14 protein-coding genes are annotated in these 14,758 nt (G+C 73.6%); 5 read left to right on the forward strand and 9 right to left on the reverse strand.

What is annotated here, in order from left to right; genetic code table 11:
* Positions 1-8 precede the first annotated feature (8 nt).
* The 4 genes from JQN70_RS03925 to JQN70_RS03940 all read left to right on the forward strand — a co-directional run bounded on the left by JQN70_RS03925 (position 9) and on the right by JQN70_RS03940 (position 2,721).
* Complete coding sequence (locus JQN70_RS03925; RefSeq protein ID WP_204130014.1) at positions 9-1,217, forward strand: phosphoglycerate kinase; 1,209 nt, start codon at positions 9-11, stop codon at positions 1,215-1,217.
* Positions 1,217-2,014, forward strand: coding sequence for a triose-phosphate isomerase (tpiA, locus tag JQN70_RS03930; RefSeq protein WP_204130015.1), 798 nt, complete (start codon positions 1,217-1,219; stop codon positions 2,012-2,014). The genes JQN70_RS03925 and tpiA overlap by 1 nt, the downstream gene beginning before the upstream one ends.
* 98 nt (positions 2,015-2,112) lie before the next feature.
* Complete coding sequence (gene secG / locus JQN70_RS03935) at positions 2,113-2,355, forward strand: preprotein translocase subunit SecG (protein WP_204130016.1); 243 nt, start codon at positions 2,113-2,115, stop codon at positions 2,353-2,355.
* Between the two features lie 15 nt (positions 2,356-2,370).
* Positions 2,371-2,721, forward strand: a complete 351-nt coding sequence (locus JQN70_RS03940) for an RNA polymerase-binding protein RbpA (RefSeq protein ID WP_204130017.1) — start codon at positions 2,371-2,373, stop codon at positions 2,719-2,721.
* A gap of 73 nt (positions 2,722-2,794) precedes the next feature.
* Here JQN70_RS03940 and JQN70_RS03945 read toward each other — a convergent pair whose 3' ends face one another.
* Genes JQN70_RS03945 through tkt form a run of 7 tightly spaced genes read right to left on the reverse strand, consistent with a single transcriptional unit; the run spans position 2,795 to position 11,714 of the window.
* A complete protein-coding gene (locus JQN70_RS03945; RefSeq protein ID WP_204130018.1) occupies positions 2,795-3,271 on the reverse strand; it encodes a hypothetical protein in 477 nt (158 codons plus the stop codon).
* Between the two features lie 10 nt (positions 3,272-3,281).
* Positions 3,282-4,010 carry a 6-phosphogluconolactonase gene (gene pgl / locus JQN70_RS03950; RefSeq protein WP_307835805.1) on the reverse strand — a complete coding sequence of 243 codons (729 nt, stop codon included), beginning with the start codon at positions 4,008-4,010 and terminating at the stop codon, positions 3,282-3,284.
* Positions 4,007-5,143, reverse strand: coding sequence for a glucose-6-phosphate dehydrogenase assembly protein OpcA (locus JQN70_RS03955; protein WP_204130019.1), 1,137 nt, complete (start codon positions 5,141-5,143; stop codon positions 4,007-4,009). Before JQN70_RS03955 ends, pgl begins: the two co-directional genes overlap by 4 nt.
* The gene (gene zwf, locus JQN70_RS03960) at positions 5,140-6,684 is read right to left on the reverse strand and encodes a glucose-6-phosphate dehydrogenase (RefSeq protein WP_204130020.1); all 1,545 of its coding nucleotides are present in this window, start codon (positions 6,682-6,684) and stop codon (positions 5,140-5,142) included. The genes JQN70_RS03955 and zwf overlap by 4 nt, the downstream gene beginning before the upstream one ends.
* Positions 6,681-8,300, reverse strand: coding sequence for a glucose-6-phosphate isomerase (locus JQN70_RS03965; protein WP_204130021.1), 1,620 nt, complete (start codon positions 8,298-8,300; stop codon positions 6,681-6,683). The genes zwf and JQN70_RS03965 overlap by 4 nt, the downstream gene beginning before the upstream one ends.
* The gene (gene tal / locus JQN70_RS03970) at positions 8,297-9,412 is read right to left on the reverse strand and encodes a transaldolase (RefSeq protein WP_204130022.1); all 1,116 of its coding nucleotides are present in this window, start codon (positions 9,410-9,412) and stop codon (positions 8,297-8,299) included. The genes JQN70_RS03965 and tal overlap by 4 nt, the downstream gene beginning before the upstream one ends.
* A gap of 7 nt (positions 9,413-9,419) precedes the next feature.
* A complete protein-coding gene (gene tkt / locus JQN70_RS03975) occupies positions 9,420-11,714 on the reverse strand; it encodes a transketolase (RefSeq protein WP_204130023.1) in 2,295 nt (764 codons plus the stop codon).
* A gap of 179 nt (positions 11,715-11,893) precedes the next feature.
* Between tkt and JQN70_RS03980 the strand changes: the two genes are divergently transcribed.
* Positions 11,894-12,838: a heme o synthase gene (locus JQN70_RS03980; RefSeq protein ID WP_434063741.1), complete on the forward strand. Its 945-nt coding sequence runs from the start codon at positions 11,894-11,896 to the stop codon at positions 12,836-12,838.
* Between the two features lie 16 nt (positions 12,839-12,854).
* Here JQN70_RS03980 and JQN70_RS03985 read toward each other — a convergent pair whose 3' ends face one another.
* Complete coding sequence (locus tag JQN70_RS03985; protein ID WP_204130024.1) at positions 12,855-14,135, reverse strand: MFS transporter; 1,281 nt, start codon at positions 14,133-14,135, stop codon at positions 12,855-12,857.
* Entirely contained in the window at positions 14,132-14,704 is a 573-nt protein-coding gene (locus tag JQN70_RS03990) for a winged helix-turn-helix domain-containing protein (RefSeq protein ID WP_204130025.1), read from the reverse strand. The genes JQN70_RS03985 and JQN70_RS03990 overlap by 4 nt, the downstream gene beginning before the upstream one ends.
* Between the last annotated feature and the right edge of the window lie 54 nt (positions 14,705-14,758).

Below are 14,758 nucleotides of genomic sequence, written 5' to 3' on the forward strand. Positions count from 1 at the left end.
ACCCACAGATGGCTGACATCGCCTCGCTGGGCGACCTGCGCGGCAAGCGCGTCCTCGTCCGGTCCGACCTCAACGTGCCCCTCGACGGCACGACGATCACCGACGACGGCCGCATCCGGGCCTCGGTCCCGACCATCTCGGAGCTGTCCGGGGCGGGCGCACGCGTCGTCGTGTGCGCCCACCTCGGGCGCCCCAAGGGGGCTCCCGAGGAGCGGTACTCGCTGCGTCCGGTCGTCGGGCGGCTCTCCGAGCTCCTCGGCCGCGACGTCGTCTTCGCCACCGACACGGTGGGGGAGAGCGCGCAGGCCGCGGTCGCGGGGATGGCCGACGGAGACGTCGTCCTCCTCGAGAACCTCCGGTTCAACGCGGGCGAGACCGCCAAGACCGACGAGGACCGGGCCGAGTTCGCCGACGCCCTCGCCGGGCTCGCCGACGCCTACGTCTCCGACGGCTTCGGGGTCGTCCACCGCAAGCAGGCGTCGGTCTACGACGTCGCCACCCGGCTGCCGTCGGCGATGGGCGGGCTCGTGCGGGCCGAGGTCGAGGTGCTCCGTCGCCTCACCGAGGACCCCGAGCGGCCGTACGCGGTCGTGCTCGGTGGCGCCAAGGTCGCCGACAAGCTCGCGGTCATCGACAACCTCATGGGCACCGCCGACCGGCTCCTCATCGGGGGCGGGATGCTCTTCACCTTCCTCGCGGCCCAGGGCCACGAGATCGGGAAGAGCCTCTTCGACGCCGACAGCGTCGACGCCTGCCGCGGCTACCTCGAGCGGGCCGAGCGCGAGGGCGTCGAGATCGTCCTGCCCGTGGACGTCGTCGTCGGCAAGGAGTTCTCCGCCGACACCGAGACCGCCGTCGTCGACGCGGACTCCATCCCGGCCGACGCGATGGGGCTCGACATCGGGCCCCGCTCGGCCGCGCTCTACGCCGAGAAGGTCGCCGACGCGCGCACGGTCTTCTGGAACGGCCCGATGGGTGCGTTCGAGATGGCGCCGTTCGCCGCCGGCACGAAGGCCCTGGCCCAGGCGCTCGTCGACGCGACCTCGGCCGGCGCCCTGACCGTCGTCGGCGGTGGCGACTCCGCCGCGGCGGTGCGCCAGCTCGGTTTCACCGACGACCAGTTCGGCCACATCTCCACCGGTGGCGGGGCTTCCCTCGAGTACCTCGAGGGCAAGGAGCTCCCCGGCATCGCGATCCTCACGAAGGGAACGAACTGATGGCCTCGGGCCGCACCCCGCTCATGGCGGGGAACTGGAAGATGAACCTGGACCACCTCCAGGCCACGCACCTCGTGCAGAAGCTCGACTGGACGCTGCGCGACGGCAAGCACGACTTCGGCGCCGTCGAGGTCGCCGTGCTGCCGCCGTTCACCGACATCCGCAGCGTGCAGACGCTCATCGACGGTGACCGCCTCGACCTGAGGTTCGGGGCGCAGGACCTCTCGCCGCACGACGCGGGGGCCTACACCGGCGACATCAGCGGGGCCTTCCTCGCCAAGCTCGGGTGCACGTACGTCACCGTGGGCCACAGCGAGCGGCGCGAGTACCACCACGAGGGCGACGACGTCGTCAACGCCAAGGTGCAGGCCGCGTTCAAGCACGGGCTGACGCCGATCTTCTGCTGCGGCGAGGGCCTCGAGGTCCGCCAGGCCGGCACGCACGTCGAGCACGTCCTCGCCCAGGTGGAGGCCGGGCTGGCCGGCGTCACCGCCGAGCAGGCCCGCACCGTCGTCGTCGCCTACGAGCCCATCTGGGCCATCGGCACCGGCGAGGTCGCGACCCCGGACGACGCGCAGGAGGTGTGCGCGGCCATCCGCACGAAGCTCGCGGAGCTGTACTCCGGTGACGTCGCCGACGGCATCCGCATCCTCTACGGCGGGTCGGTGAAGTCCGGCAACGTCGCGGCGATCATGGCCCAGGAGGACGTCGACGGTGCCCTCGTCGGCGGCGCCTCCATCGACCCCGGCGAGTTCGCGGCGATCTGCCGCTTCCGCGACCACCGCGGCACCGTCTGAGCGTCCGCGGCCGCCGCGCCAGACGGGCTGCGGCGGCCGCGGCGGTCAGCGGTTATCCTTGTCCGGTTGTCCCCGACCCCCACACGAAGGATCCATCCGTGGACGCGGTTCGCATCGGCCTCCAGGTCCTCCTGGTCCTCGGAGGCCTGTTCCTCACCCTCCTCATCCTGCTCCACAAGGGCAAGGGTGGCGGCCTCTCCGACATGTTCGGTGGGGGGATGTCCAGCTCCCTCGGTGGCTCCTCGGTCGCCGAGCGCAACCTCGACCGGATCACGGTCGGCGTGGCGGTCGTCTGGTTCACCTGCGTCGTCGGTCTCGGCGTCCTCGAGCGCTTCGCCTGATCGGGGGACGGGCAGATGGCTGGAGGTAACGCGATCCGCGGCTCGCGCGTCGGTGCGGGCCCCATGGGCGAGGCCGAGCGCGGCGAGGCCGCTCCTCGTCGCTTCGTCTCGTTCTGGTGCTCCAACGGGCACGAGACCAAGCCGAGCTTCGCCGAGGAGGCGGGCCTCGTCGTCCCCGAGACCTGGGACTGCCCGCGCTGCGGCTTCCCGGCCGGCCAGGACCGGGACAACCCGCCGGCCCCGCCGAAGGTCGAGCCCTACAAGACCCACCTCGCCTACGTGAAGGAGCGCCGCTCCGACGAGGACGGCCAGGCCATCCTCGACGAGGCGCTCGAGTCGCTGCGGGGCCGCGGCCTCATCCAGTGAGGTCCTGAGCCGCACCACCCGGACGACCCCGGCCGACCGCGGCCGGGGTCGCGGTGTGTCCGGGGTGCGGGGTTCAGCGGCGGGCGGTGCGGGCGAGGTGCTCGACGACGCCCTCGAGCCAGCCGCGCTCGCGCTTCATCCAGCGCACGGCGACGAGCGTGCGGACGACGACCGGCACGCCGCGGCGCGGCGGCTCGACGGCCAGGTCGGTGCCGAACGGGTCGGTGCTGACCACCCAGCGGTAGCCGGTGCCGACGAGGTGGTCGCCGACGGCGGTCGCGACGACGGTGACGACCTCCGCGGCCTCGGCCTCGTCGTCGCGGTCGAGGGCCGACTCCCAGGACCGGGCGATGCTCGCGAGGTCGGCGGGGTCGATGCCGTGCTTGTCGTAGCGCAGCCGGTAGGACTCCAGCCGGGCCTCCTCCTCGCCGGTGAGCGGCCGGGTGGCCACCTCGTCGACGGGCTCGTCGTCGACGGGCCCGGGGGGACCGTCGACGACGTCGTGCGCCGGCTCGTCGTCGCGCCGGCGCCAGCGCTCGAGGATCCCCACGGCGTGCCCCTCAGCCCAGCTCGGAGGCGGCGTCGGGGTCGAGGAGCCAGAGGGTGCGCTCCTCGCCGTGGACGTGGGCGGCCGGGGTCTCCTCGAACGGTGAGCCCTCGACCCCACGGCGGACGGCGTCGGCCTTGTCGGCACCGGCGACGAGGAACCACACCTCGCGCGAGCGCTCGAGGCACTCGCGGGTGAGCGACACCCGGTCCGGCGGCGGCTTGGGGGAGTCGTGCACCGCGACGGTGACGGCCCCCGCGGTGCCGGCCGCCGGGTGGTGCGGGAAGAGCGAGGCGATGTGCCCGTCCGGGCCGACCCCGAGGACCATGACGTCGAAGCTGCCGCCACCGGAGGACCGCAGCGTCGCGGCGTAGGCCTCGGCGGCCTCCTCGGCGGACGCCGACGCGTCGGGCCCGGGGACGCGGTGGACCGTCGCCGGGTCGAGGCCCAACGAGGACAGCCCGGCCTCGTCGTTCTGGGTGTCGTTGCGGTCGGGGTCGCCGGCCGGCAGATACCGCTCGTCGCCCCACCACACGTGGACCCGTGACCAGTCGACGGCCGCGCGCGCCGGCTCGGCGGCGAGCGACCGGACGATCTCCGAGCCCATCGAGCCGCCGGTCATCGACACGTGGGCCACCCCGCGCGCGGACACGGCGTCGACGAGCGCGACGACGAGCCGGGCCGCGGCGGCATCCGCGAGGGACTGGCGGGAGGGGTGGACGACGACGGTGGACGTGCTCACGATCGACGCTCCTTGACCTCGGCGAGCTTGGTGGCGGCGGCCTTGCGGACGGCCTCGGAGTCGGCGGTGTCGGCGGGCATCGGCATCTTGTCGACCATCGCGCTGCTGCCGGCCATCCGGGCCGCCCGGCGCAGCCGCTGGGCGGTGCGCTCGGCCTCGGCGGGCGACGGCGCGGCGCCGTCGCGGACCGCCTCGCCCGCGGTGCGGCGCGAAGTGCTCACGGCGGCGAAGCCCTTGCGCAGCGCGTCCTCGTACACCTCGTCGGGGTCGAGGCGGCGCAGCTCGTCGGCGAGGCACTCGGCGTCCGATCGGTGCGGCAGGGCCAGCGTGCGGTCGGGCTGCCCGGGCTGGCGCAGGACCGAGGTGTTGCCGTCGAGCGGCCGCACGAGGTCGACGGTGCCGCTGGCCCGCTCGAGGCGGACCGAGATGATGCCCGACCCCGTGCGCGAACGGGCGAGCGACACCGGGCAGCGCAGCCGGGCGGCCAGCCAGCCGCCGAGCAGCTCGCCGGAGGGGGAGTCCGGGGCCGCGACGACCATCGCCGCGGTGACCGGCTCGTAGGGCGCCTGGTCGAGGGCCGCGGCGAGCAGGCCGCGCCACAGGGTGACCCGCGACCACGCGAGGTCGGTGTCGCCCGGGGTGTACGCGGACGCCAGCCGCTTGAGCACCGAGCGCGGGGTGCCGGTGCTGCGGGCGGCGTCGGTGATGCGCCGCTGGGCGATGGCGCCGACCGGGTCGGCCGCGGGGTCCTTGGGGGCCTCGGCCGGCCACCAGGCGACGATGGGGGAGTCGGCGAGGAGGAGCGGTGTGACGACCGCCCGACCGTGCTTGGCGAGCGGGCCGTAGAGGCGCAGGACGACGACCTCGGAGGCGCCGGCGTCACCGCCGACCCGGATCTGGCCGTCGAGCCGGGCGGCACCGCGGCGGTTGCCCGCGACGACGACGATGATGCGGCAGGGGTGCTGCCGGCTCGCGTCGTTGGCGACCTCGATGGCCTCCTCGGCATCGGCCTCGTCGACGACGACGAGGAGGGTGAGGACGCGGGAGAGGGCCATCGCCCCGGTGTCGGCCCGCAGCTTGACGAGCCGCTTGGAGACGGCGGCCGTGGACGTGTTCGGCAGGTCGACGATCACGGAAGCCTCCACTCACGGCCGTCGCGGCGCATCATCTCGTCGGCCGAGTCGGGGCCCCACCCGCCGGACACGTACTGCTCGGGGGGCTTGCCCTTCTTCTCCCAGAAGCGCTCGATGGGGTCGAGGATCCGCCAGGACAGCTCGACCTCCTCGTGCCGCGGGAAGAGCGGGGGCTCGCCGAGCAGCATGTCGAGGATGAGCCGTTCGTAGGCCTCGGGCGAGGACTCGGTGAAGGAGCGCCCGTAGCCGAAGTCCATCGTCACGTCGCGGACCTCCATCTGCGCGCCCGGGACCTTGGCCCCGAACCGCAGCGTGACGCCCTCGTCGGGCTGGACGCGGATGACGACGGCGTTCTGCCCGAGCTCCTCGGTGGCGGTGCTCTTGAACGGCAGGTGCGGGGCCTGCTTGAAGACGACGGCGATCTCGGTGACCCGCTTGCCGAGCCGCTTGCCGGTGCGCAGGTAGAACGGCACACCGGCCCAGCGCCGGGTGTCGATGTCGAGGCGCACGGCGGCGTAGGTCTCGGTGCGCGAGCCGTCGGCGACGCCGTCCTCGTCGAGGTAGCCCACGACCTCCTCGCCGCCCTGCCACCCCGCGGCGTACTGGCCGCGGGCCGTGCCGGCGGCGAGGTCGGCGGGGATGCGGACGGCCGAGAGGACCTTCTCCTTCTCGAGCCGCAGGCCCTGGGCGTCGAAGGAGACCGGCTCCTCCATCGCGGTGAGCGCGAGCAGCTGGAGGAGGTGGTTCTGGATGACGTCGCGGGCGGCCCCGATGCCGTCGTAGTACCCCGCGCGCCCACCGATGCCGATGTCCTCGGCCATCGTGATCTGCACGTGGTCGACGTAGTTGGCGTTCCACACCGGCTCGAACATCTGGTTCGCGAAGCGCAGCGCGAGGAGGTTCTGCACCGTCTCCTTGCCGAGGTAGTGGTCGATGCGGAACACGCAGTCGGCCGGGAAGACGTTCTCGACGATCGAGTTCAGCTCGCGCGCGGACGCGAGGTCGCGCCCGAAGGGCTTCTCGATGACCACCCGCCGCCACGACCCGCTCTGGGGCGTGGACAGGCCGGAGCGCTCGAGCTGCTGGCAGACCGTGGCGAACGACCCCGGCGGGATGGAGAGGTAGAACGCGTGGTTGCCGCCGGTGCCGCGCTGCTCGTCGAGCTCGGCCACGGTCTCGGCGAGCAGGTCGAAGGCACCGTCGTCGTCGAACGAGCCCGGGACGAACCGGATGCCCTCGGCGAGGGTGCGCCACACCTCCTCGCGGAAGGGCGTGCGGGCGCGCTCCTTGACCGCCTCGTAGACGATCTTGCCGAAGTCCTGGTCGGCCCAGTCGCGCCGGGCGAACCCGACGAGCGAGAAGCCCGGCGGCAGCAGCCCGCGGTTGGCGAGGTCGTAGATCGCCGGCATGAGCTTCTTGCGGGCGAGGTCGCCGGTGACCCCGAAGAGCACCATCGAGCACGGGCCCGCGATGCGGGGGAGCCGCTTGTCGCGCGGGTCCCGCAGCGGGTTCTGGTCGGCGGTGACGCGGGCCGGGCTCATGCGCCGCCTCGACCGAGCAGGGTCCGCACCTGCGCGAGGCCGGCGTTGTGGTCGGTGAGGTGGAGGCGCAGCACGGGCCGGCCGTGGTCGGCGAGCACCTTCGCGTCACCGGCCGCCTGGGCCGAAATGAACTGGCCGAAGGTGAAGTCGCGACCCGGCACGGCGAGGTCCTCGGCCGGTGCCGTCGTCACCTGCACGTACACCCCGGTGGCCGGACCGCCCTTGTGGTACTGGCCAGTCGAGTGCAGGAACCGCGGGCCCCAGCCGAAGGTGACCGGCCGGCCGGTGCGCTCGAAGAGGTCGCGGGCGACGTTCTCGAGGTCGGCGTCGGCCTCGCGGTCGAGGTAGGCCATCACCGCGACGTACCCGTGCTCGGGGTCGAGCCGGGCGAGGAGGTCGTCGAGCGCGGTGTCGAGGGTGGCGGTGCCGGTGAGCCACTCGCCACCGAGCGCCCGCACCTCGACCGCACCGTCGGTGAAGGCCGGCTCGTCGCCCGCGCCGATGCCGGCGTCGAGCAGCTCGCGGGCCGCGGCCTTGGCGCTCTCGACGTCGGGCTGGTCGAACGGGTTGATGCCGAGGAGCCGGCCGGCGACCGCCGTGGCGGCCTCCCAGAGGAGCAGCTGCGCCCCGAGCGCGCCGGCGACGGTGACGACGGAGTCGCCGCGAGCGCCCGCGTCGTCGTCGGCGTCGGTGGCCACGAGCCGGACGACGGTGCCGTCGGCGTAGAGGTGCGCCGGCTCGGAGCCGATCGCGACGACCGGCAGGATGCCGGTGCCCTCCTTGCCGGTCGACTCGGCGATGAGCTGCTCGGCCCACGCCGGGAACCCGACGTTCTCGGTGCCGGCGTCGACGAGCACGAGCTTGTCGCGCAACGGGTCCGTGCCCGCCATCGCCGCGCCGAGGCGCAGCGCGGGGTTGGCCTCGTCGTCGGCGGCGAGCAGGTCGGCGACCGCCTCGGCGTCGTCGAGCAGCGCCTCGATGTCGGCGCCGGCCAGCCCGCTGGGGACCAGCCCGAAGGCCGTGAGGGCCGAGTAGCGGCCGCCCACGGCGGGGTCCGCGTTGACGACCCGGAAGCCGGCCCCGCGCGCCTGCTCGTCGAGCGGGCTGCCGGGGTCGGTGACGACGACCATCCGCGACGTCGGGTCGAGGCCCGCGTCACGGAAGGCCCGCTCGAAGGCACGCCGCTGGCTGTCGGTCTCGACGGTGGAGCCCGACTTGCTCGACACGACGACGACCGTGCGGTCGAGGTTGGTGAGCGCACCGCGGACGACGTCGGGGTCGGAGGAGTCGAGGACGACGATCGGCACGCCGGCCGTCGCGCAGATGACCTCCGGGGCGAGCGAGGAGCCACCCATCCCGCAGAGGACGACGCGGTCGTAGCCGGTCTCCTCCAGCTCGCTGCGCAGCGCGGCGACCTCGCCGACGAGCGGGCGCGAGCTGCGGGGGAGACCGGTCCAGGAGAGGCGCTTGGACGCCTCGTCCTCGGCGGCCTCGCCCCACAGGGTGTGGTCCTGCGCGAAGAGCCGGCTCGCGACGCGGTCGGCGACGAGGGTCGGCACGTGCGTGGCGACGGCCTCGGCCGCCGCCCCGGTGGCGGAGACGTCGAGGGTGCTCACGCCGAGGCCTTCTCCAGCTCGCGCGTCACGCCCTCGAGGAGCTCGCCCCAGCTCTTCTCGAACTTGTCGACGCCCTCGCGCTCGAGGAGGTCGACGACCTCGGAGTACGAGATCCCGAGCCGCTCGAGGGTGTCGAGGACCTCGGCGGCGTCGTCGTAGTGGCCGGTGACGGTGTCGCCGGTGACCTCGCCGTGGTCGGCGGTGGCGTCGAGGGTCTTCTCCGGCATGGTGTTGACCGTGCCGGGGGCCACGAGCTCGGTGACGTACATCGTGTCCGGGTAGTCGGGGTCCTTGACGCCGGTGGAGGCCCAGAGCGGCCGCTGCCGGTGCGCGCCGGCCGCCTCGAGGGAGGCCCAGCGCGGGGTCGAGAAGACCTCCTCGTAGGCCTGGTAGGCCAGCCGGGCGTTGGCGATGCCGGCCTTGCCGCGCAGGGCCTTCGCCTCGTCCGTGCCGATGGCGTCGAGCCGCTTGTCGACCTCGGAGTCGACGCGCGAGACGAAGAACGATGCGACGGAACGGATCTGCGAGAGGTCCTTGCCGTTCTCGCGGGCCTGCTCGAGGCCGGTGAGGAAGGCGTTCATCACCGCGCGGTACCGGTCGAGGCTGAAGATCAGCGTGACGTTGACCGAGATCCCCTCGGCGAGGACCTGGCTGATCGCCGGGAGCCCCTCGACCGTGGCGGGGATCTTGATGAAGACGTTCGGCTGGTCGACCTCGGCCGCGAGGGCCTTGGCCTCCTCGACCGTCTTCGCGGTGTCGTGCGCCGAGCGGGGGTCGACCTCGATGGAGACCCGGCCGTCCTCGCCGTCGGTCGCCTCGAAGACCGGCTTCATGACCTCGCAGGCGTCGTGGACGTCGCGGGTGGTCAGGGCGAAGACGGCCTCGTCGACGCTTTTGCCAGCGCGCGAGAGCTCCTCGACCTGCTCGTCGTAGGCGTGCCCCTCGGACAGGGCGGCCTGGAAGATCGACGGGTTGGTCGTGACGCCCACGACCCCGCGCTCGTCGATGAGCTGCTGGAGGTTGCCGGAGGATATCCGGTCGCGGGAGAGGTCGTCGAGCCAGACCGAGACGCCGTTCGCGGCGAGGTCCTGGAGGGGCTGGGGTGCGGTCATGCGGGTCTCACTTCCTCGCCGAGGCCGCGCTCTTGCGGCTCGGCGGCTCGGGGGTTCCCACGTCGGTGCCCTCGTCCTTGCGGGCGCGCGGCGCGGTGTCGTTCACCGCAGGGACACCGGCGGCGGACCGGGCGGCCTTGAGCGAGTCCTTGGCCGCCTTGGCGACGGCCTCGGGCGTGAACCCGAACTCGCGGAACAGCCGGGCGCCGTCGGCGGAGGCCCCGAAGTGCTCGAGGCTGACGCACCGGCCGGCGTCCCCGACGAGGTCGTGCCACCCCATGGCGACACCCGCCTCGACGCTGACGCGGGCCCGGACCTCGGGGGGCAGGACCTTGTTCTGGTAGGAGCGCGGCTGCTCCTCGAACCATTCCCGGCACGGCATCGAGACGACGCGGGTGCGGGTGCCCGCCTTCTCGAGCCGCTCGCGCGCGGCGAGGGCGAGCCCGACCTCCGAGCCCGTCGCGACGAGGACGACCTCGGGGGCCTCGTCGCCGTTCGTGCCACCGTCGACGAGGACGTAAGCGCCCTTGCGGACGCCCGAGGCCTTGGCGTGGGTCTTCCGGTCGATGGTCGGGAGCGCCTGGCGCGAGAGGGCGAGGCCGGCGGGCCGACCGCGGCGGAGCACCTCGGCCCAGGCCTCGGCCGTCTCGTTCGCGTCGGCCGGGCGGACGACGGCCAGGCCGGGGATGGCCCGCAGCGAGGCGAGGTGCTCGACCGGCTGGTGGGTCGGGCCGTCCTCACCGAGGCCGATGGAGTCGTGGGTCCAGACGAAGGTGACCGGCAGCTCCTGGATCGCGGCGAGCCGGACGGCCGGGCGCATGTAGTCGGAGAAGACGAGGAAGGTGCCGCCGTAGGGACGGGTGAGGCCCTCGAGCGCGATCCCGTTGAGGATCATGCCCATCGCGTTCTCGCGGATGCCGAAGTGCAGGGTGCGGCCGTAGGGGCCGCCCTTCCACTCGGCGGTCTGCTTGCCGGTGGGGATGAACGACGCCTGGCCCGCCATCGTCGTGTTGTTCGACTCGGCGAGGTCGGCCGAGCCGCCCCACAGCTCGGGGAGGACGTCGGCGAGCGCGCCGAGGACCTTGCCGGAGGCGGCGCGGGTGGCGATGCCCTTCTCGTCGGCCTCGAACACGGGCAGCGCCTTGGCGAAGTCCTTCGGCAGCTCGGCGGCGGCGAGCCGGTCGAGCAGCGCGGCGCGCTCGGGGTTGGCCCTGCGCCACGCCTTGTAGCCCTTGTCCCACTCGCGGTGGGCGGCCTTGCCGCGCTTCTTGACCTCGCGGGTGTGGGTGATGACCGCCCGGTCGACCTCGAAGGTCTTCTTCGGGTCGAAGCCGAGGACCTTCTTGGTCGCCGCGACCTCGTCCTCGCCGAGGGCCGAGCCGTGCGACTTGCCCGTGCCGCGGGCCGAGGGGGCCGGCCAGGCGATGACGGTGTGCAGGCGGATGAGGGTGGGACGCTTGCCGACCCGGCGGCTCTTCTCGAGCGCCGAGAGCAGGGCGTCGACGTCCTCGGTGTAGTCGGCGTCGCCGGCGGGGTCGCTCGAGCGGCGCCAGTCGACGTCGACGACGTCCCAGCCGTAGGCCTCGTAGCGCTTCGCGACGTCCTCGGAGAACGAGATGTCGGTGTCGTCCTCGATGGAGATCTGGTTGGCGTCGTAGACGACCGTGAGGTTGCCGAGCTCCTGGTGGCCGGCGAGCGAGCAGGCCTCGGAGGCAACGCCTTCCATGAGGTCGCCGTCGGAGGCGAGGACCCACACGTGGTGGTCGAACGGGCTCTGGCCGGCCTTGGTCTCGGGGTCCAGCAGCCCGCGCTGGCGGCGCTGGGCCATCGCCATGCCGACGGCCGAGGCCAGGCCGGAGCCGAGCGGGCCGGTGGTGATCTCGACGCCGTCGGTGTGGTGCACCTCGGGGTGGCCCGGGGTCAGCGAGCCCCACGTGCGCAGGCTCCTGAGGTCGGACAGCTCGAGGCCGTAGCCGGAGAGGTAGAGCTGGATGTACTGGGTGAGCGAGGAGTGCCCGCAGGACAGGACGAACCGGTCGCGGCCGAGCCACGTGGGGTCGGACGGGTCGTGGCGCATCACCTGCTGGAAGAGCAGGTAGGCGACGGGGGCGAGGCTCATCGCGGTGCCGGGGTGGCCGTTCCCGGTCTTCTGCACGGCGTCGGCGGCGAGGACACGCACGGTGTCGACGGCGCGGATGTCGACGTCGCTCCACTTCGCCTTCTTCGCGACCGGCCGGGAGAGCTCGGGGGAGCGGCCGGCCAGCAGCGAGGTGGAGCGCTTGCGGGTGGTGGTGGTGGTCAAGGGAAACCTCTCTCACGGGGACGAACTCGGTCGGAACCACCGGCGGTGAGGGCGCCGTGTGACGCTGGTCCTCCCCACCCTAGTGCCGGACCGGACCCCCGGTGCGGGGCGGTCTTCGGGTCTTGCGCGGGGGCGGTTAGAATCGCGGCGCACCGTTCCGGCCGACCGCGAAGGACGACGTGGCCACCTCCCCCCTGACTGCCGCATCGGCGCCCGTCGCCGCCCGCGGCCGCAGGCGCCGGGTCGCCGCGTTCGTGGCGCTCACCAAGCCGCGCATCATCGAGCTGCTCCTCGTGACCACGGTGCCGGTGATGTTCCTCGCCGAGCGCGGGGTGCCCTCCCTGTGGCTGGTGCTCGCCACCCTCGTCGGGGGCATCCTGAGCGCCGGCGCGGCCAACACGTTCAACTCCGTGTACGACCGCGACATCGACCGGCTGATGCACCGCACCAGCTCGCGGCCGATGGTCACCGGCGAGGTCACCGTCACCGAGGCGATGGTCTTCGGCGGCGTCCTCACCGTCGCCTCCACCGTGTGGTTCGCCCTCGTCGTCAACGTCCTCTCCGCCGTGCTCTCGGTGCTGGCCATCGCGCTCTACGCGGTCGGCTACACGGTGCTGCTCAAGCGGCGCACGTCGCAGAACATCGTCTGGGGCGGGGTCGCCGGCTGCATGCCCACCCTCATCGGGTGGTCGGCGGTCACCGGCACGGTCGGCTGGCCGGCGCTCGTCCTCTTCCTCGTGATCTTCTTCTGGACTCCACCGCACTACTGGCCGCTCTCGATGGCCTTCCGCGAGGACTACGCGACGGCCGAGGTGCCGATGCTCCCCGTCGAGCGCGGCCCGGTCGCCGTCGGCCGGCAGGTCGTCGCGTACTCGTGGGTCATGGTCGCGACCTCGCTGGCGCTCGTGCCCGTGGCCTCGATGGGCTGGGTCTACACGGTGACGGCCGTCGTCGCGGGCGCCCTCTTCGTCGCCGAGGCGCACCGGCTGCTGGCCGCTGCCCGGCGCGGGCTCACCGGCACGGCGCTCAAGCCGATGCGCCTCTTCCACTACTCGATCACGTACGTGACGCTGGTCTTCCTCGCGGTGGCGGTCGACCCGCTGCTGCACCTGGCCCTGCGCTGACGGCGGGCCGCGGCCCTCATCCCTCGACGAGCCGCCCAGCGGGCAGGTCGCGGCCCCGGCGGTAGGGGCCGACGTACGGCGACAGCGACACCACGGCGTGCAGCGCCGTCATGACGAGGATGGTCGGCTGCACTCCGAGGCCGGTCCCCAGCCACCCGGCGGCCAGGCCGGCGAGCGGCATCGTCCCGAAGTTGAGCACCGACGAGGCCGACATCGTCCGGCCAAGCAGGTGGGCCGGCGTGTAGCGCTGCCGGAACGCCGAGCGGACGACGTTGGCCCCGACGACCCCCACGCCGACGAGCGCGACGCCCAGCGGGACGAGGGCCACGCGGGCACCCGGCCCGGCGAGGGGCACGAGCAGGGCGGTCGGACCGCCGAGCACCTGCAGCCACCGCATCGCGCGGGCCGTGCCGACCCGCCGCGCCAGCGGCGACGCCACGGCCGCCCCGACGAGACCGCCGACGCTGCCCGCCGACACGAGGAGGCCGACCGTGGCCGGCGCGACGTCGAGGTCGCGGACGAGGAAGAGCACGAGCAGCGCCCCGTAGCCGGTGAGCGCGAAGTTCGAGGCGGCGCCCTGGAGCGAGAAGAACCGGAGGAACGGGTCGCGGCGGACGATGCGCACCCCGTCGGCGATCTCGTCGCGCAGCCGCCCCCGGGCGGGACGCTCCGGCGCCGGCCGCAGCGTCCGCGGGTCGATGCGCCACAGGCAGGCCGCCGAGACGAGGAAGCTCACGACGTCGGCGACGACGGCGAGGGCGGCCCCGACGAGCTGGACGAGCAGGCCGCCGACCCCCGGCCCGGCGACCTGCATCGCCGACTCCGTGCCGTAGAGGCGCCCGTTGGCGGTGTCGAGGTCCTCCTCGCGGACGACCCGGGGGACGAAGGCGCCGTAGGCGGTCCGGAAGAAGACCGAGCAGGCCCCGCTGAGCAGGGCGGCGGCGAGCAGGTGGGGCAGGCCGAGCACCCCGAGGAGGAACGCCGCGGGGACCGACCCGACGGCCAGGGCCGCGACGAGGTCGGCGACGACCATGACCCGGCGCGGGTCGAGGCGGTCGACCCACGCGCCGGCCGGCAGCCCGACGACGAGCCAGGGCAGCCAGGCCGCCGCGGTGAGCAGGCCCATCCAGCCGGCGCCCGCGCCGAACTCGGTGACCGCGAGCAGGGGCACGACGACGGTGGTCGTCATGGCCCCGAGGACGCTGACGCCCTCGCCGAGCCACAGCAGGGCGAAGGACCCGTTGCGGCGCAGGGGAGCCGGGCCGGGGGTGGTCGTGGGCGACGAGGTGGTGCTCACGGCTGGCACGGGAACCCCCGGGCGAAGACGAGGACGGGTTCGCGCTCGACGCCGTCGTCGGGGACCTCGCGGTCGGCCCAGCGGCGGTAGAGGGCGATGGTCTCCTCCGCGACCTGCTTGAGCTCGGCGGGGGAGAGGCGCATCCAGTTCTGGTTGGCGAAGGCGGCGTCGTCCCACGCGGGGTCGGTGCCCTCGTTCGACAGCCAGGCGGTGACCCGTTCGAGCTGCCGGCGCAGCTGGAGGGCCTCGGCCTCGCGCGCGGCGGCGGCCGCGGCCGGGTCGCCGGCGAGGTCGAGGCTGCTCCACCGGGTGCCGGTGGAGACGAGCCGCCACCACCGCTCCCGGCGGTCGCGGGCGAGCTCGGGGGCCTCCTCGACCAGCCCGGCCTCGGCGAGCACCTTGAGGTGGTGGCTCGCGTTGCCCACCGCCTGCCCGGTGCGGGCCGCGAGCATCGAGGCGGTCGAGGGGCCGTCGACCTTGAGCGCGTCCATGATCCGGGAGCGGAACGGGTGGGCCAGGGCGGCGAGGGGTGCGGCGTCGCGCAGGGTGCGGATCTCCGGCTTCGTCATCACCCCACGGTAGATGCACAAGGACAATTGCACAAGGGCAATTGTGGAACCTGA

Source organism: Phycicoccus sonneratiae, assembly GCF_016887965.1.
Taxonomy (GTDB): Bacteria; Actinomycetota; Actinomycetes; order Actinomycetales; family Dermatophilaceae; genus Phycicoccus; species Phycicoccus sonneratiae.